Raw genomic sequence first — 17642 nt, 5'->3', positions numbered from 1 at the left:
TTGGGGAAAAGCCAGTTCGTCACGCTGGTGAATGTCAATGGCCGCCATGGCGGGGGCCACTAGCCCTAGTGGGTGTCTGAGTCAACCGGATAGGCACGAAAAATTCTTCGCAACGATTCTAACGAGCGACATAAAACAGCAATATTTGCCTCCTTTTCGGGCGATCGCAGTAGTTAACCTTTGATCGCCCAAAGCCTGCCCGCTTGCCTGCTGCAGTGCAGCAAACACTGACACGGCTGTCAGCGTTAGTGGTAAATCGGCGACTCTCCATCCAAACCCAAGCAAGTTCACAATGTAACGTAAAATCTTACCAACTTACCTTTAGTATTATTTTTCCGACATGCGCACTATTTTCCATTAATTGATGCGCTCTTGCGACATCGGTCCAGGGCAACGTCTCGGAAATGACGGGGCGGACCGCGCCCGTCTCCAGCCATGACCACACGAAATCGTGAAGAGACTTAGCGATCGCCGCCTTCTCCGCCGGCGTGCGGGGCCGCATGGTCGAGCCCGTCACGGTCAGGCGCTTGACCATGATCGGGAGTAGATCGACGTCCTCCGCCACGCTGCCTTGCATGAAGGCGATCTGAACCAAGCGGCCGCCACGCTTCAAAGCCTGCAGATTGCGGTTGGTATAGGGGGCCCCGACCATGTCCAGCACCACATCGACACCGTCACCGCCCGTCATCGCCTTGATATCGGCCAGGAAATCCGCCTCGCGATAATTGATCGCGCCGGCCGCGCCGAGATCGAGGCAGGCCGCGCATTTCGCCGCCGAGCCGGCCGTGGCGTAGGCCTTGGCCCCGAACGCGGTGGCCAGCTGGATCGCGGTGACGCCGATGCCCGACGTGCCGCCATGGATCAGCACCGACTCGCCGGGCGCCAGCCGCCCGAGGTCGAACAGATTGGCCCAGACGGTAAAGCAAGTCTCCGGCAGCGAAGCCGCCTGGATCGCATCGAAGCCGGCGGGCCAGGGCAGGCACTGGCCGGCGGGGATCGCGACATATTCGGCATAGGCGCCGCCGTTGCACAATCCGGTGACCCGATCGCCGATGTGCCAACCTGTGACGCCCTCGCCCAGTGCCACGATCTCGCCGGCGGCTTCCAGCCCGAGAATCGGGCTGGCACCGGACGGCGGCGGATAGGCGCCTTTGCGCTGCTGGATGTCCGGCCGGTTGATGCCCGCCGCCGCGACCTTGACCAGCACTTCACCCGGCTCTGGCTGCGGCACCGGGCCGGTGGTGAGGTGCATCACCTCGGGTCCGCCGGGGGTATCGAAGGTGACGTGACGCATCTGGGTCGGAACTGTCATGGCTCGGGTCCTTTTTGGGTTTGAGCTTGTGGCACGGCCGCGTTCACCGGCGCGCGCACTCTCTATATAGTGTGCACATGACCACTCAACCGCCCGTCTCGCGCGCCGCAAACCTCTCCCGCCGCACCTTGCTGGGCAGCGGCCTTGCGGTGGCCGCATCCCGGTCCGGCGCGGCGGCGGTGCGTAGCGCGGCACCATCATCACCGACGCTTGCGGCATTGTTTCCCGATCAGGGTGCCGAGGCATTGGCCGGGGATGAAGCCTGGCGGGGCGTGGCGCTCGCGATCGCCGATGCCAACCGCGGCCGCAAGCAGCCGATCCGCCTGATCCGCGCCGATGCCACCGATCCCGCGCGCACGATCGCGACGCTTGCCAAAGCTGATCCGCCGGCCGCCTTCATCGGCACCAGTTCATCAACCCTGTCGTTCGTCGCGACGGCGGCAGCGGAACTCGCGAATATTCCCTACATCGAGCTCGATGCGCCGGCGGATGCCATCACGACGCGCGGCTTCAAGATGCTCGTGCGCACCGGCCTGACCAGTGCGGCCCTCGCCGCAACCACGACCACCGCGATCGCCGGGCAGATCGCGCCATCCTGGCGCAAGGCCGCGGGCGATCTCAAGATTGCGTTGTTGTTCGATGACGGCGCGACCAATGGCGCCTTCGCGGCCGCCGTGCTCGATCTGGCGCGCCAGACCAAACTGCCGGTGGTGCTGACGCTCGGCTACGCGACCAATACGATGGATCTGGCGAACGAAATCGGCCGGATGCAGCGCGCGAAGATCGACCTGCTGATCCACGCCGGCCGCACCGAGCACGTGCTGCTTGCGTATGCGGCGATGGCGACGGCGGGTTGGCGGCCGCGCATGATCATCGGCGCGGGCGGCGGCTATGCGATGTCGGGGCTCGGGTTTGCGCTCGGCCGGGCGATCGAGAACACCATGGTGGTCGATACGCCGCTCTATGATGTGTCAGGGCCGGCGGCGGCGATCGCGCGGGCCTATCGGGCGCGCTATGCGGCGCCACCGCGCAGCAGCGCGAGCTTGACCGGCTATGTCGGCGCGCAACTGGTGTCGGGCGCACTCGGGCAGGACAAGCCGTTTAGGGTGGCACTGCTGGCGACCGACCGGCCGCGCGGCGCGCTCGCCAACGGGTGGGGCTGCGCGTTCAACGGACAGGGTCAGAACCGGGCGAGTTTCGCGACCTTGCAGCAGTGGCGCGGCGGGCGGTTGATCACGATCGACCCGACCATCACCGGTGGCGCGCACCCGATCACCAGCCTATGAGCCGGGTTTGGCGACCGGCGGCAAAGCCGCGAAATAGGCCGCGACCGCCTTGATCTGGGCCGGGCTGAGCAGCACCGCGACATTGTGCATCAGATGCAGATTGCTCTCGTTGCGTGAGCCTTTCTGCCAATCCGTCAGCTGATTTTCGAGATATTGCGCCGGTTGGCCGGCAAGCCGGGGAAACGCCGGGGCGATTCCGAGACCACCGGCGCCGTGGCATGAATCGCAGGCCGGAATTGCATGGCTGGTGCCGATATCGGCGCCCTGCATCGCCAGCGTGGCGCCGATGGCATCGGTGGGGGCGGCGGGCAGTGATGCGGGGGCGACCGCTGGCAGGCCATGGTAATAGGCTGCGATCGCCTTGCGATCGGCCGCGCTCAGCCCGTTTGCGAAGCTGTTCATCATGCCGTTGCGCCGTGTGCCGTGCTTGAACGCATACAACTGGGCTTGCAGATACGCGGTCGGCTGGCCGGCGAGGGCGGGGAATCCCGCCACCGGATTGCCCATGCCGTTCGCCTGATGGCAGCCCGCGCATTGTGCCACCTGCGGCGGCGGTGCGGCCTGCGCGATGCCGATGCCGGCAGCGATGCCCAGCAGCGCGACGAACCCAGCTTTGAAACCGTTCATGCCATGTGTCCCCTGTAACGATTGCGCATGTCCCTACACCGTCGGCCCGTTCTGATCCATCCGGCAGGCCGGCGGCGCGGGCGGAATTGGCAGGGTGGCGCTCGGTTTGAGCGCGAAATCGGTGCAGGCTGGCCCCTGGATCGTGCCGGTCAGCACGGCACCGCCGGCACCCACCGTGCCGGACAGGCCGGTCCACACATAGAACTTCGGTTGCGACAGCCAGCGGGTCGGGCTCAGGTGCAGGCGCCTTGTGGCGGGGTCGAAATGCCCTTGCATCGAAAAACAACCCTGCGGCACGTGCGGGTTGCTCGCCAAAGCGTGGAAATAAAACACCGCGCGCACCTGCGTCGGGCTGATCGCGGTGATCTGGAGTGCCAGCGCGGTCTGGCCCTGGGCGCATTTGTAGCGCCCCTGCCATAGGCCGATCGGCGGCAGGGTGGCGGCGAGGGCGGTGCCGGTCAGGCCGGCGGCGAGACCCAAGGCGGCGACGGCGCGGAACAGGGTATGTGCCATGCTCATGTATCTAGGCGGTCGGATCATTTCGTCCATGACCCGGCGAGGGCCGACGTGACGATCGATGGCGTCAGGATCTGCGGGAGGATTTCGGGCGGCGCGTGATCGGGCGGATAGAACACATAGAGCGGCACGCCGTCGCGCCCATGCGCGGCGAGATAGCGGGTGATCGCCGGATCGCGCCGCGTCCAGTCGCCCGTCATCAATGTCACGTGATGCGCGCGGAAGGCGGCCTGCACGCGCGCGGGGGCGAGCGCGACGCGCTCGTTGACCTGGCAGGTGATGCACCATGCCGCCGTCATGTCGATGAACACCGGCTTGCCCGCAGCGCGCAGGCCCGCGAGGGTTTTGGGCGAGAATGCGATGGCTGACGGCAGGGTTGTATTGGCACCCTGCCCGGTGGCACCGGCCGGGATGATCCGCGGCAGCAGCAGCGCCGCCGCGATCAGCGCGACAATGGCAAGGCCGCGCGCCACGAGGCGGCGAAACCGCAGCAGCCAGACCGCGAAGCCGATCAGCACGGCGCCGGCCCCCACGATCAGCACGCCGCCGGCGCCCGCTTCCAGCGCCATGACCCAGAGCAGCCAGATCGCGGTCGCAAACATCGGGAACGCGAGGAACTGGCGTAGCACATCCATCCACGCGCCGGGGCGCGGCAGCAGGCGGGCGATGCCGGGGCTAAGCGCGATGAGCAGGAACGGCAGCGCGATGCCGAGGCCGAGGGCTGCGAAAATACTCAGCCCGAGGATCAGCGGGGCGGCCAATGCGGCGGCCAGCGCGCCGCCCATGAAGGGTGCGGTGCAGGGCGTCGCCACCACCACCGCCAGCAGGCCGGTGGCGAAACTGCCGAGCAGGCCGCCGCGCGCGGCGAGGCCGGCGCCGAGATTCTCCAGGCCGGAAATTTCAAACGCGCCCGCGAAATTCAACCCGACCGTGAAAATCAGCCAGGCCATGATCGCGATGAACGCCGGCGACTGGAACTGAAACCCCCAGCCGACCGCCGAGCCCGCCGCGCGCAGGGCGAGCAGCACGCCGCCGAGGGCGAGCATCGCCAGGATGGCGCCGGCGGTATAGGCGAGCGACTCGGCGCGCGCGCGGGCCCGGTCGTCATGACCGAGGCGCGCCACCGCCAGCGCCTTGATCGCCAGCACCGGAAACACGCAGGGCATCAGGTTCAGGATCAACCCGCCGAGCAGGGCCCCGCCGATCCAGACATACCATGGCGTGCTGCTCAGCGGTGCCGGGGCCGCACCCGGTTGCGCCGCGATGCGCAACGCCTGGGTCTGGCCCGAGGGCCAGGACGCCGGCCAGGGATTTGAGCGGTTTTTTGGCATCCGCCGGGTGCAGCGCGAGGGTGAAACCGCCTTTGACGAAGCCGAGCGTCTGCGGTGCGGCGTTGACGATCGCCGCCGGATCATCGGGGTAGACATGCGCTGTCTTGACGGCGGCGCGATCGAGACCCGGTCCGGTGATCGCGAGGATGCCGTCGGGCGCGATGATGGCATGGAACGGCGAGACGCGCGGCATTTCGACGGCGGCCTGCGCGAACAGCGGCGCCTGTGGCGAAGCGCTGGCACCGCCGGGCAGCGTCAGGTTGAACGTGCCATGTTCGGGGACGCAGATTTTCGGGTTGCAGACCAGCCAGTCCGCAGTCGCGGCAATGCTGGTAACGCCGGCTTGCGGCAGATGCAATGTGAAGGGCAGCAGGGCGGTGCCGGTTTCGGTGTAATCGCCCACGCCGCTCGCCACCAGCCAATGCGGCGCGGGATAGGCGAAGGGGCCGGAAGTGGCACCCTTGGGGGTGGTGATCGCGATGCTCGGCGGTTCACCGGCATCGCCGGGATCGGACCAGTAGATGTGCCAGTCCGGCTTGAGGCGGAACAGCAGGCCGAGTTTCACGCTGGTTCCCGCCGCTTCATCGGTCGCCGAAACCAGCGAGACGGTCGCGCGCGAGGAGACGACCAGGTTGCTTTCCGCGGCGTGCGCCAGGGTCGGCGCGAGCAGCCAGAGGGCGAACAAGGGGATCAGCCGGTGCATCCATCGCATCGGTCGATTATCGCACGGGACGCGGTTCGGTGCTAACCGGCCGGGCCATGGATGATCTGCCCGTCACCGCCATGCTGCCCGCGCTGCAAACCGCTTTGGCGACGCAGCCGAACGCGGTCCTGATCGCACCACCCGGCGCCGGCAAGACCACGCTGGTGCCGCAGGCGCTGCTGGCGGCGGATTGGGTGGGCGATGGGCGGATCGTGATGCTGGAACCCCGCCGCCTCGCCGCACGGGCGGCGGCGGAGCGGATCGCCTCACTGATCGGCGAGGCGCCGGGCGGGCTGGTCGGCTATCGGACCCGGCTGGACTCTGTGGTCGGGCCGCGCACGCGGATCGAGGTGATCACCGAGGGGTTGCTGACCCGGCGATTGCTGACCGACCCCGGGCTCGACGGGGTCGCCTGTGTGATTTTCGATGAAATCCATGAGCGCAGCCTCGAGGCCGATCTGGCGCTGGCGCTGACGCTCGATCTGCAGCGCGGCTTGCGGCCGGAACTGCGGCTGCTCGCGATGTCCGCCACGATCGACGGCGCACGGCTGGCCGGTTTGCTTCAGGCACCGGTGATCGAAAGCGCGGGACGGATTTATCCGGTCACCATCGAATACGCCGCGCGCGACCTCGCTGATCCGCGCGATCTGCCGGACGCGCTGGCACGCGCGGTGCGCACGGCGCTGGCGGCGCATCGGGGTGATATTCTGGCGTTTCTGCCGGGCGTGGGAGAAATCCGCCGCGCGGAGGCCGCCTTGGCCGGGGTGGGTGTGACCGTGCTGCCGTTGTTCGGCGATCTGCCGCCGGGCGAACAGGCGCGGGTTCTGGCGCCTTCCGCCACAAGGCGCGTGATTCTGGCGACCAGTATCGCCGAAACCTCGCTCACCGTGCCGGGGGTGCGCGTGGTGGTGGATGGCGGCTATCGCCGTGCACCGCAGTTCGATGCCGGGCGGGCGCTGACCCGGCTGGTGACACGGCGGATCAGCAAGGCCGCCGCGACCCAGCGGGCCGGCCGCGCCGGGCGCGAGGCACCGGGCGTCGCGATCCGGCTCTGGACCGAGGCATTGCAGCGCGGCCTGCCGGAGTTCGACCGGCCGGAGATCATGGAGGCGGAATTGTCATCACTCGCGCTGGCGTGCGCCGCCTGGGGCGAGCGGATCGGCGACTTGCCGTTCCCCGATCCGCCGCCGGACGGCGCGGTGGCGGCGGCGCAGGCGCTGCTGGGCGAACTCGGCGCGCTGGATACGGGCGGAAAAATCACCGCGCGCGGCCGGCAGATGGCGGCGCTGGGCGCATCGCCCCGGCTGGCCGCCCTGATGCTCGCGGCGACCACACCGGGTGAACAGGCGCTCGCCGCCGATATCGCGGCGATGCTGGAGGAGCGCGATCCGCTGCGTGAGGCGGGCAGTGCGGAGATTCTGCTCCGGCTGGAGGCGATTGCCGGGCGCGGCGTGGGCGATCGGGCAGCACTAGCCCGCATCCGCCAGGCTGGTGCGACCTATCGGGCGCGGCTCGGGCTGCGACGGGATGAAGCCGCCGCGGGCGACGCCGCCGTGCTGATCGCGGCGGGGTTTCCCGACCGGGTGGCCGCAAGGCGCGGCGAGCCGGGCAGTTTCCGGCTGGCGGATGGCGGCGGCGCGAAGCTGGATCTGGCCGATCCGCTGGCGCGGGCACCGATGCTGGCGGTGGCATCGCTCGGCGGGCGCGGCGCTCCCAGGATCGGGCTGGCAACACCGCTCGACCCAGCGGTGCTGGAGACGCGGCTGGCAGCGCTGGTGACGACCAGCAGGGACGTCGCGCTCGAGGGCACGTCCGGTGCGGTGATGCTGCGCGAGCGGCGGCGGTTCGGCACCATCGTGCTGTCCGATCGGAGCCTGCCGGCCAGTGCCGAGGATATCGCATCGGCGCTCCGGGCGGCGGTGGCGGCAAAACCCTCCCTGCTCGGCTGGACCGATGCAGTGCGGCAATTGCAGGCGCGGGTCGGCTGGATGCGCTCGATCGAGCCTTCGGACTGGCCGGATTTCACCGATGCAGCGCTGATCGCCGATTTCGAGACATGGTTGTTTCCCTATCTGGCCGGACTATCGCGCCTGAAGGAGGTCGCTGGCCTCGATCTGGCGGCGATTTTGCGCGATGTGCTGGGGCATGAGCGGGTTCGCGCGCTGGCCCAGGCGCTGCCCGAGCAGATTGCCGCACCCGGTGGTGCGGCGACGATCGATTATGGCGCGCCGGTGCCGGTCGCGTCCGCGCGGGCGCAGGTGTTCTATGGTCTGGATGCCACCCCGAAACTGGCGGATGGGCGGATCGGCTTGCAGATCGCGCTGCTGTCACCCGCGCAGCGGCCGATTGCCGTCACGGCTGATCTGGCCGGGTTCTGGCGCGGCGGCTGGCTGGATGCGCGCAAGGATATGCGTGGGCGCTATCCGAAGCATGAATGGCCGGAGGAACCGTGGCACGCCCCGGCATTGCCGCGGCGGCCACGATCCTGATCAGCCGGTTACTTCGAGGTTGCACCCGCATCCGCCGGCGGCGGGGGCGGCGGCGCGCCCGGACCGCCGTTTGGCCCACCCATCGGCCGCATCATGGCGTGGCGCATGCCCGGGCCGCCGTGCGGGCCGTGATGCCAGCCCGGTCCCGGGCCCATGCCGGGGCCGTGCGGCGGGCGGGGCATCGCGATGCGCGTCAGATCCTTGAAATCGGCGCCGATCTGCTGGACCATCACCACCGAGCCGAGCGCGTTGGTGGTGCCGAAGCCGACCGCGGCGATCTTGTCACCCGGCTTGAGCAGGTTGGCGACCGAGGCCTTGGCGATGGCCGGGGGCGGCATGTGCAGCGCGGTGCCGTCATCGAGCAGGACGCCGTTCTTCTCGCCGCGCGGGCCATAGAGATATTGTGCGACCTTGCCCTGAACCATCATGCGGGTCGGCGCGCCGTGGTGATGCGGGCCGAACCCGGCCGGGGGGCCGTTATCGGTGACGGTGTGGCTGCCATCGGTGATCGAGACGCCCTGCACCACCGGTTCCTTGGCGGCTTTCAGGCCATGGATGGTGACGCTGTCGCCCTGTTTCACCGCATAGGCGATCTGGGTGGACAGATAGGGGGGGAACATCACGTCCGTGCCGTTCGACAGGATGACGCCGTCGATCGCGCCGCGCGGGGTGATGGTGAAGTGCTTGACCGTGCCGGTGTAGCTGGGCAGGGCATCCGTGTTGGTCGCTGTGGTGGCGGCGCTGGCGAAGCCGGTACCGAGCAGGGCAGCGGCGGCGCTGGCCAGGAGTAGGGATTTTGTCCGTGTCATATCTGGTCTCCTTGGGGCCGGGAGAGTCCGGCCTGAACCATGCATTGCATGGGCCGTGCCAAGATTTATCTTATTGAAATTGCTTGGTTTTTGCTTTTTCCATCAGGCATCATCGTCGGGATTGCCGACAGATGGTGTCGGCAGATCCGACATGATTGCCGGTCCGTACCGGTTGATCCGGTCATACAGCGCCTGGCGGCTGATGCCGAGTGCGCGGGCGGCTTCGGTGCGGTTGCCCTGGGCGCTGATCAACGCGGCGCGGATCAGTGCGATTTCGGTGGCGGCTACGGCTTGCGGCAAGTTTGTGGCGCCGGCCGATGCCGCACCGGGCGCAACAGGAGGGTTCAGCGCGAGATCGGCCGCGTCGATCACGCCGGACGGGGTGAGGCTGGCGGCGCGTTCCAGCGTATTGCGGAGTTCGCGGACGTTGCCGGGCCAGGGATAGGCGAGCAAGGCGCGCTCGGCGGCCTCGGTCAGGGTGGGCGGGTGCGCCGGGCGCAATTCATTCAGGATATGGCGGGCGAGCAGCAGGATATCGGCACCGCGGTCGCGCAGCTTCGGCACCTCGATCGGGATAACCGCGAGGCGGTAGTAAAGATCGGCGCGGAATTGGCCGGATGTGACGCGGGCTTGCAGGTTCTGATGGGTGGCGGCGATGATGCGCGCGTCGATTTTCACCGGGGCGCCGCCGAGCGGCGTGACCTCGCGCTCCTGCAGCGCGCGCAGGATTTTCGCCTGGGTGGCCAGCGGCATGTCGCCGATCTCATCGAGCAGCAGCGTGCCGCCATCGGCCTCGCGGAACCGGCCGCGCTGGGCTGTGGTGGCACCGGTGAAGGCACCGCGTTCGTGGCCGAACAATTCGGATTCCAGCAGATCGGCGGGGATGGCGGCACAATTGACCGCGACGAAGGGTTTTGGCGCACGCGCGCTGAAGCGATGGATGGCCTGGGCGACCAGTTCCTTGCCGACGCCGGTTTCACCGAGGATCAGTACGCTGGCATCGCCGGCGGCGGCTAGGCCAATGCGTTTCTGGACGTCGCGGATGGCGGGGCTGGTGCCGATGATGGTGCCGGGTGCTGCGGGTTCGGCGCGCGCCTGCGGTTCGGCGTGGCGGAGGGCGGATTCCAGCAGGGTTTGCAGCGTGGCGCGGCCGACCGGCTTGGTCAGATGATCGAACGCGCCGAGGCGCATGGCATCGATGGTGTTATCGCCGGTGGCAAAGGCGGTGAGCACCACCACGCGGGCGGTTGGCTGGGCGGCGCGGATGGCACGAAGGGCGGTGATACCGTCGATTTCCGGCATCCGCAGATCGAGAAACACCAGGTCGGGCAAGGTTGCGGCGATGGCTGTGATGGCGGGGCCGGCGCGGTCATACGCGGTGACGGCATGGCCGAAATCGGTCAGCGTTTCGGCAAGACTGTCGCGAAACCCCTCATCGTCATCAATGATGCTGATAGCGGCCATCAACGCGAGCCAAGATCGTCGCTCAGGCGAGGTCCCAGCGTCCAAAAATTTTTCGGTTTTTTTTTACAAAAAAGAACTGCTTCTTTACGTTTCACCCGTACCCTCCGGCAGTGTAATGACAAACGCAGCCCCCACCGTAGCCGGCGCCCGCACCAGCGTACCACCTTGCGCGCGGATCATGTCACGCGCGATGGCGAGACCGAGGCCGATGCCATCGGCACGACCGGTTGTGAAAGGCTCGAATGGATCGCCGAGCGCGGGGTCGATGCCAGGGCCGGTATCGGCGATGGTGATGCTGAGGTTTTGGGTAGCCTGGGCCGTAATGGTTATACTGTCCGTCGGTGCACAAGCCGCGATGGCGTTGCGCAGCAGGTTTTCAAGCGCGCTGCGCGTCAGGATGGGGTCGAGCGGCCAGATGATGCCGGTTGGGTCGGCGGTCATGCTGATGGCGACAGGTCCGCCGATCGCGGCAGTGATCAGCGCATCGAGATCGGTGGCACGAGGCTGCGGTGATGGCGTGGCAGCGAAGCCGAGCAGGCTGGTGGTGAGCAAGACCGGTTTCCGCCCGCAGGCGGATGGCACCGAGCGGATTGCGGATTTCATGGGCGAGGCCCGCCGCCATTCGTCCAAGCGCGGCGAGGCGTTCGGATTGCGCGATCCTGGCGCGAGCGGCATCGAGCCGCGTGGTCGTGGCGTTGAGTGCGGTGATCAACCGGTCGAGCTCGGCTTCGCCGGTCAGGTTGAGCAGGCCTGGATGGTCGGACGCGAGGGCGGTCTCGACCCCGGCAAGGCGGCGCGAAAAGCCGAGCACCAGCCGGGCCAGAAAACCGGCCGAAGCCAGCATGGTCGCAAGCAGGACGGCGAGCCCCCCGAACGCGAAGCGCGTGAAGGCGGATCGCAACAGATCGGCCTGCAGCACCGTGACCGCGGCGATATTGGCAACCGGCGTACCGAGCGGGCCGCCGAGCGGGCAGGTCGCAATGGTGGTGCGGTTGAGAAACCCGCCCTTGGTGGTCACGATCAAGCGATCCGCCGCGATGGCATCGTTGATCTGGTCGGCCACCACCGCCGAGAGTGTGGCGGGAATCGTGCCATACATGGCGGCGACGCCCGGAGTCGCCGATGGGTCGGACGGTTCGATCGCCGCGACAATACCCCGCTGGCGGCGCAGCGCGACCTGCAGGACCACGCGCAGACCGGCCCGGAAGGTGGCGGCCTCGGGTTCGGCATCCATGTTGGCGGTATAGAAATCGTAATGCGCGGTAATCGCCTGGCAGGCCCGAGCGGCAACCGCGCGGTCACGCTCGCGATGCGCCGCGGCGGTTTGCCGAAACAGGCCGATGATCAACACCGCGACGACCAGCGAGCCGAACAGCGACATGAGCCACAGGCCGAACAGGCGGGTGCGGAGGGACATGCTCATGGTGGGGCCGCAGCGTTGGGCTTGAGGTCGTGGGGGACAGGAAGTTCTTCTTTTTTGTAAAAAAGAAGCAAAAAACTTTTGTTAATGTGGGGCATGGGTGGTTTGGTCGGCGGGGGTTAAATCGGCGACGTTTGTTTTTCTGCTCTTTGGTTGGTCAGAAAGTGCTGACTCCCTCCCCGTTTGCTCCGTTTCGTCCGTGTCCCGGCATGACGAAACAACGGATTTCATGGCCAAAGGATTGTGAGTCATGTTAGAGACGCTGGAACTGTCGCACCGCGCGGCCTATAAGCTTGGTGGCCATATTGCGGTCGAATTACCGTGGAGGATTGGATTATGCGTAACATCGGAATTTTAAGTGTTGCATTTGCCGGCGCGTTTGTCGCCCCCGCAGCCTGGGCCCAATCGGCCGGGCCATCGGCGTCGCAGATCATTCAGGCTCTGAAGCCGACCAGTCATCTGTCGGCAACGACGCGCGGCATCGTGCCGTTGCAGCCCGGCAGCACGACACCTTCACCCAAGTTGCACGGCACTGCGAGCTCTCCGGCAGCGATGCGCGTGAGTGGCGCACGGTCCGCCGCGCCTTCGATCAATCTGAACATCGATTTTGCGCTGGGTTCGGCGCAGCTGACACCGCAGGCGATCACCGAACTCAACCGCCTGGGCCACGCGCTGACCAACCCGACGCTCGCATCCTACAAGTTCAAACTGGTCGGCCACACGGACACGACCGGCGCGCCTGCGACCAATATGGCGCTCTCGAACGCACGGGCTAAGGCGGTCGACCAGTATCTGCAGTCGAAATTCAACATCGCTCCGACGCGGCTCGCGGCCACGGGCGTGGGTGAACATCGATCGGCGGCGCCGGCGATAGAGCAATGGCGCCGCTGAAATCGAGCCGGGTCCAGCCCCAGGCAGATGATGATACCGTGCGGATTATTCCGCCGGTGCGACCTCGACCAAGGCATCGCCTCTGGTTTGCCGCCGCAGGACTGGTCGTCGCTGGTGTCATCGTCGCGGTCATCGCGCTCTGGCCGCGGCCCGCGCCACTGCCGGTGGCCGGTGAGTCCACAATCTTTCGTCACGTCAGCCGTCATTTTGCCGTATTCCGCTTCGCCGATGACAGACTGGTCCTTGTCTTCGACTGCCCTGACCTGCACGCCCAGGGCCTGATGTTCGACCGCATCGCCGCCCTGATCGAAAAGGCCGACGCGCCGAAAGACCGGGTGCTAAGCACCACCGCCTTCCATGCGGCACTCGTCGCGGCCGACCTGACCATCGGCACTTATTATTATGGCGATGACTATCCCGCCCGCGCGCTACGTAAATTTTTCCGCCTCGCGCAGGCCGAACACCGGCATCTCAACCCGCTAGAGCAGCGGCTGCACGAAATCGCCGCGGCCGCCGGTTTCCTGAAACCGGGCGCGGCTGGCGCTGTCATCTCGATTCCACAGGCGGGTGCCGGCCATCGCGTCGGCCTGCGCGCGCGGGCGGTCATCCTGCGCCATGAATTGTCCCACGGCGCCTATTTTACGATCCCCGCCTATCGCGCCTTCGTGCATCATTTCTACAACACCGCGCTCACCGCATCCGAACAGGCAGCCTTTAAAAATTGTCTCGTCCGGCAGGGCTACGATGGCGACGAGCACGGCCTGATCGTGAACGAAACGCTGGCCTATCTGGTGTTCACCCGCGACAAGGAATTCTTCCGCGCCGAAGTCGTTGGAATGCCCGATGCTCGCGTTGCAATGTTGCGCGCGGAGTTCATTGCGATGATGCCGGACATCTGGCTGAAACCGTTGGCGACCGCGCCGTTGCCGGGTGGTTGAGATCTGTGCGGGAGCAGGGAAAGGTTAAAGCAAGTACTTCTTTTTTATAAAAAAGAAGCAAAAAACTTTTTGACTCTGGGGCACGGGCGTTTTCACAGGCACGCGCCCAAGTTAACGAAGTTTTTTTTGCTTCTTTTTTGTTCACAAAAAAGAAGACCCTTCCCTCCCCTCGCCCGCGCACCAGCCCTTGCCGGACCTTGCCGGACCGGGCAGTTTCCCTGTCATACGCACTGAACCGGTGCGACACATTGGGGGATGTTGAACGATGAACGGTGCGGAATCTCTGGTTCACACGCTGATCGCCTGCGGAATCGACACGGTGTTCGCCAACCCGGGCACCAGCGAGATGCATTTTGTCGCGGCGCTGGACCGGATTCCGGGAATCACCTGCGTGCTATGCCTTGATGAAACCGTCGCCTCGGGGGCGGCGGACGCGTTCTGGCGGGTGAACCGGCGACCGGCGGCGACGCTGCTGCATTGCGGCCCGGGCCTTGGCAATGCGCTGGCTAATTTGCATAACGCGCGGCGCGGCCGCTCTGGCATCGTGAATATCGTGGGCGATCAGGCGACCTATCATCGGCCGCTGGACGCGCCGCTGACCGCCGATACCGAGGGTTGGGCACGGTCGATTTCGGGATTTCTGCGCACCGCGACCAGCGCCGCGACGGTCGGGCGCGACGCGGCGGATGCCGTCGCGGCAGCGTATACCGGCACGATCGCGACGCTGATCCTGCCCGCCGACACCGCCTGGACCGAGGGCGGCGTGATCGGTGCCCCGCAACCGGTGGGGGCGCGGCCGGTGCCGGCCGCGGCGACGATTGCCGCGTTGGCGGACGTTCTGCGCTCCGGCGAGCCCGCCATGCTGCTGATGGGCGGACGCACGCTGAACGATGCCACGCTGCGTGCGGCAAGCGCGATCGTGGCCGGCACAGGTGCCAAAATGCTCGCGGAAGTGTTCAATGCGCGCATGGAGCGCGGCCAGGGACGCCCGCCGATCGAGCGCATCCCCTACCCGATCGACGCGGCCATCGCCTCGCTCGCCTGGCGCCGATCGATCAGGATGGTTCGGCCGCGATCGCCGCGTTGCAGGCGGAACTCGGCGTGGCACCGGTTGAAATCGCCATAACGCCGACGCCCGCCCCGGATACCGGGGCGATCGCGCCGGAAGCGGTGGCGAGCTCGCTGGCCGCCCTGCTGCCGGCGGACAGCGTCATCATCGACGAAGGAATTTCCTTCGGCCGTGGGTTTTCGCGCTTCACCCACGGTGCCGCGCCACACACATGGATGCAGGTGCCCGGCGGCGCGATCGGTGGCGGGCTGCCGATGGCGATCGGCGCGGGCGTCGCCCTCGCGGGGACCGGGCGGCGAGTTATTGCCATCCAGGCCGATGGCTCGGCGATGTACAGCATCGCCGCATTATGGACCGCGGCGCGCCGGCAACTCGATATCACCTTCGTGATCCTGGCCAATCGCAAATACGCGATCCTGCTGCATGAATACGCCGGCGTGGGTGCCAACCCGGGCCGCACCGCTATGGATATGCTCGACCTGGGTAATCCTGATCTCGATTTTGTGAAACTGGCCGAAGGCATGGGCGTTGCCGGCGCCCAGGCGGCGGATATGAAGGCGCTGAACACGCTGCTCGCGGCCAGTTTCGAACGAAAAGGGCCATTTCTTATCGAGTTATTAACGATTTAATCGTATCTTTGATCAAGATCGGTTTGATCGTCGCAATCAATGGATTCGGCGGTTGACCAGGGTTTTTGAGTGCGGCAACAATAAGGAGCCATGATGCTGACACAGACTGACGGCATGTGACCGCTGGGCGGGTGGTCCGTCCGTGATTTCGATTTCCCCAATCCGGGACGCGTTATGGCCAGTTCCACCGTTCGCCGCGATAGCTCACAACGCTTCATCATCGGTTTGAAGCGCCGGTTGAACGCCGTCACCATCGATGCGCCGATGCATCTGCGCGCTCTGGTGCGGACCGATGAGTTGTGGCTGGCCGCACTGGCAATCCTGGTCGGCGTGCTCGGCGGCATCGCGGTCTATCTGATGGATTTTTTCAGCCATCATTTTCACTTCTGGTTTTTTGCCCTGCCACATCTGGGTGAGGGATTATCGCAGCAAACCCACATCGACCCGATCCGCGCCATGTTCGTGCCGATCCTGGGCGGCGCGCTGCTCGGCTCGATCACCTGGCTGCTCGCGAAATACCGGCCGGGCAACTTCATCGATCCGGTTGAGGCCAATGCGCTTTACGGCGGCAAATTGTCGCTGCGCGATTCCGTGATCGTCGCGGCGCAGACCGTGCTGTCTAACGGCGTCGGCGGATCGGTCGGGATGGAAGCGGGCTACGCGCAGTTCGGCAGCGGCCTCGCCTCCTGGGTGGGTCAGCAATTCCGCCTGCGACGCAACGATCTGCGCATTCTGGTGGGCTGCGGCGCCGCCGCCGCGATCGGCGGCGCGTTCAACGCCCCTTTGTGCGGCGCGTTCTACGGCATCGAACTGGTGATCGGCACCTATTCGATGACCAGCCTGCCGCTGATCATCATCGCGTCACTGACCGGCACGCTGGTCGCCGACACGCTGATGGATGGCGGGGTCAAATCGCTCGACGTCGTGCTGCCGAGCGTGGTGCCGGGCTACGCCTATCCGCTCGCGATCATTCTGGGGGTTACCGCCGGGTTCGTCGGCATCGCGATCATGCGCGGCGTCACCTCGATCGAGGCGGGGTTCCGCCGGGCCGGCGTGCCGATCTGGCTGCGGCCGATCCTGGGCGGCGTCGTGGTCGGGCTGCTCGGCAGCATCACGCCGAAAGTCATGGCCTCGGGCAATTCATCGCTCCATACCCAACTCGCCGTGGTCTATCCGCTGCTGCTCGCGGTCACGCTGCTGGTGATGAAATCGACCGCCTCGGCCTTCTCGATCAGCTCGGGCTTCCGCGGCGGTCTGTTCTTCGCGGCTTTGTTCATGGGCTCGCTGCTTGGCCGCGCCTATGGCGATATTGCCGTGCTGCTGCCCTTCGCGCACGGCGTGCCGATCGGCTTCTACGCCGTGGTCGGCATGGCCGCACTGGCGGTGGCCATCGTCGGCGGCCCGATGACGATGACCTTCCTCGCCCTCGAAAGCACCAATAATTTCAGCATCACCGTCGCCGTCCTCGGCGCCGCCATCGCCGCCTCGCTCACCGTACGACGCGTGTTCGGCTATTCTTTCACCACCTGGCGGTTTCACCTGCGCGGCGAAAGCATTCGCAGCGCCGTCGATATCGGCTGGATCCACAACCTCACGGTCGGTCGCATGATGCGGCGCACCCAATATACCGTACACGAGGAAATGGATATTCCGGCATTTAAAACCGAATATCCGCTCGGGCGGACGCAATACGTCGTCGTGCTCGACGTCGACGACAAATATGTCGGCCTCGCCTACCCCTCCGAAGCGCAAACGCCCGGCGAAGACGATCCCCATACAATCCACGACATATTGCGCCACCAGGACGATTTCCTGCTCCCCCAGGCAACCGTCAAAGAAGCCATCAAAGCCTTCGAACGATCGGAATGCGACGTGCTCGCCGTGCTCGACGGACCGGAAACCCGGCGCGTGCTGGGCGTGCTGACCGAACAATACGCCCTGCGACGCTACAGCGAAGAACTCGACCAACGCCGTCGTGAGTTGTCGGGCGAGTGAAGCAAGCAAGGCCAGGGGCTCTGCCCCTGGACCCAGTTAAGGAACCTCTGAACAGCGCAATTTTGTAAGCGTCCGCCAGAGGCCGTTGGCCTAGTTTTGGGCAGGACGTCAGGACTTCTGGTCGATCATCCAGGGTAGGAGTTCATTGATCCGGCTGGCTGGA

General features: G+C 66.3%; 16 protein-coding genes. 7 read left to right on the top strand and 9 right to left on the bottom strand.

All coding sequences use genetic code 11. The features are described 5' to 3' along the window. Positions 1 to 307: 307 nt before the first annotated feature. Positions 308 to 1312 (bottom strand): NAD(P)H-quinone oxidoreductase, encoded by a 1005-nt coding sequence (locus tag B7X49_RS17620; protein ID WP_286705122.1) that lies wholly within the window; start codon positions 1310 to 1312, stop codon positions 308 to 310. Positions 1313 to 1389: 77 nt separating this feature from the next. Here B7X49_RS17620 and B7X49_RS17615 point away from each other — a divergent pair, with 77 nt between their 5' ends. Then, positions 1390 to 2598, top strand: a complete 1209-nt coding sequence (locus B7X49_RS17615; RefSeq protein ID WP_286705123.1) for an ABC transporter substrate-binding protein — start codon at positions 1390 to 1392, stop codon at positions 2596 to 2598. Here the strand turns inward: B7X49_RS17615 and B7X49_RS17610 are convergent. From B7X49_RS17610 to B7X49_RS17595, 4 genes are read right to left on the bottom strand one after another with little or no spacing between them, the layout of a single operon-like run. Beyond that, positions 2593 to 3225, bottom strand: a complete 633-nt coding sequence (locus B7X49_RS17610) for a c-type cytochrome (protein ID WP_286705124.1) — start codon at positions 3223 to 3225, stop codon at positions 2593 to 2595. The genes B7X49_RS17615 and B7X49_RS17610 overlap by 6 nt on opposite strands. Before the next feature lie 33 nt (positions 3226 to 3258). After that, positions 3259 to 3774 (bottom strand): hypothetical protein, encoded by a 516-nt coding sequence (locus B7X49_RS17605; protein ID WP_286840422.1) that lies wholly within the window; start codon positions 3772 to 3774, stop codon positions 3259 to 3261. After that, a complete protein-coding gene (locus B7X49_RS17600; protein WP_286840424.1) occupies positions 3762 to 4907 on the bottom strand; it encodes a protein-disulfide reductase DsbD in 1146 nt (381 codons plus the stop codon). The genes B7X49_RS17605 and B7X49_RS17600 overlap by 13 nt, the downstream gene beginning before the upstream one ends. Next, entirely contained in the window at positions 4846 to 5784 is a 939-nt protein-coding gene (locus tag B7X49_RS17595; protein ID WP_286840421.1) for a protein-disulfide reductase DsbD domain-containing protein, read from the bottom strand. The genes B7X49_RS17600 and B7X49_RS17595 overlap by 62 nt, the downstream gene beginning before the upstream one ends. 47 nt (positions 5785 to 5831) lie before the next feature. Here B7X49_RS17595 and hrpB point away from each other — a divergent pair, with 47 nt between their 5' ends. Continuing rightward, entirely contained in the window at positions 5832 to 8264 is a 2433-nt protein-coding gene (gene hrpB, locus B7X49_RS17590; protein ID WP_286705127.1) for an ATP-dependent helicase HrpB, read from the top strand. An 8-nt stretch (positions 8265 to 8272) separates the two neighbouring features. Here the strand turns inward: hrpB and B7X49_RS17585 are convergent, their stop codons facing one another. The 4 genes from B7X49_RS17585 to B7X49_RS17570 all read right to left on the bottom strand — a co-directional run bounded on the left by B7X49_RS17585 (position 8273) and on the right by B7X49_RS17570 (position 11960). Then, a complete protein-coding gene (locus tag B7X49_RS17585; protein WP_286705128.1) occupies positions 8273 to 9073 on the bottom strand; it encodes a hypothetical protein in 801 nt (266 codons plus the stop codon). A 102-nt stretch (positions 9074 to 9175) separates the two neighbouring features. After that, a complete protein-coding gene (locus B7X49_RS17580; protein WP_286705129.1) occupies positions 9176 to 10537 on the bottom strand; it encodes a sigma-54 dependent transcriptional regulator in 1362 nt (453 codons plus the stop codon). Between the two features lie 84 nt (positions 10538 to 10621). Continuing rightward, on the bottom strand, positions 10622 to 10978 hold the full coding sequence (locus B7X49_RS17575; protein ID WP_286840418.1) for a sensor histidine kinase KdpD: 357 nt from the start codon (positions 10976 to 10978) through the stop codon (positions 10622 to 10624). Next, positions 10914 to 11960 (bottom strand): histidine kinase dimerization/phospho-acceptor domain-containing protein, encoded by a 1047-nt coding sequence (locus B7X49_RS17570; RefSeq protein WP_286840416.1) that lies wholly within the window; start codon positions 11958 to 11960, stop codon positions 10914 to 10916. The genes B7X49_RS17575 and B7X49_RS17570 overlap by 65 nt, the downstream gene beginning before the upstream one ends. Positions 11961 to 12293: 333 nt before the next feature. Between B7X49_RS17570 and B7X49_RS17565 the strand changes: the two genes are divergently transcribed. The 5 genes from B7X49_RS17565 (at position 12294) to B7X49_RS17545 (ending at position 17479) form a co-directional block, all read left to right on the top strand. Beyond that, positions 12294 to 12848: an OmpA family protein gene (locus tag B7X49_RS17565; RefSeq protein ID WP_286840414.1), complete on the top strand. Its 555-nt coding sequence runs from the start codon at positions 12294 to 12296 to the stop codon at positions 12846 to 12848. Then, a complete protein-coding gene (locus B7X49_RS17560) occupies positions 12836 to 13786 on the top strand; it encodes a hypothetical protein (protein WP_286705132.1) in 951 nt (316 codons plus the stop codon). The genes B7X49_RS17565 and B7X49_RS17560 overlap by 13 nt, the downstream gene beginning before the upstream one ends. 265 nt (positions 13787 to 14051) lie before the next feature. Beyond that, positions 14052 to 14912, top strand: coding sequence for an acetolactate synthase large subunit (locus B7X49_RS17555; protein ID WP_286840412.1), 861 nt, complete (start codon positions 14052 to 14054; stop codon positions 14910 to 14912). Beyond that, the gene (locus B7X49_RS17550) at positions 14888 to 15484 is read left to right on the top strand and encodes a thiamine pyrophosphate-dependent enzyme (protein ID WP_286840410.1); all 597 of its coding nucleotides are present in this window, start codon (positions 14888 to 14890) and stop codon (positions 15482 to 15484) included. Before B7X49_RS17555 ends, B7X49_RS17550 begins: the two co-directional genes overlap by 25 nt. Before the next feature lie 174 nt (positions 15485 to 15658). Then, positions 15659 to 17479: a chloride channel protein gene (locus B7X49_RS17545; RefSeq protein WP_286705134.1), complete on the top strand. Its 1821-nt coding sequence runs from the start codon at positions 15659 to 15661 to the stop codon at positions 17477 to 17479. Positions 17480 to 17642 lie beyond the last annotated feature (163 nt).

Origin of the sequence: Acidiphilium sp. 34-64-41 (assembly GCF_002282635.1) — a bacterium.
Lineage (GTDB): Bacteria > Pseudomonadota > Alphaproteobacteria > Acetobacterales > Acetobacteraceae > Acidiphilium > Acidiphilium rubrum.
This window is presented reverse-complemented; position numbering and strand designations above follow the sequence as displayed.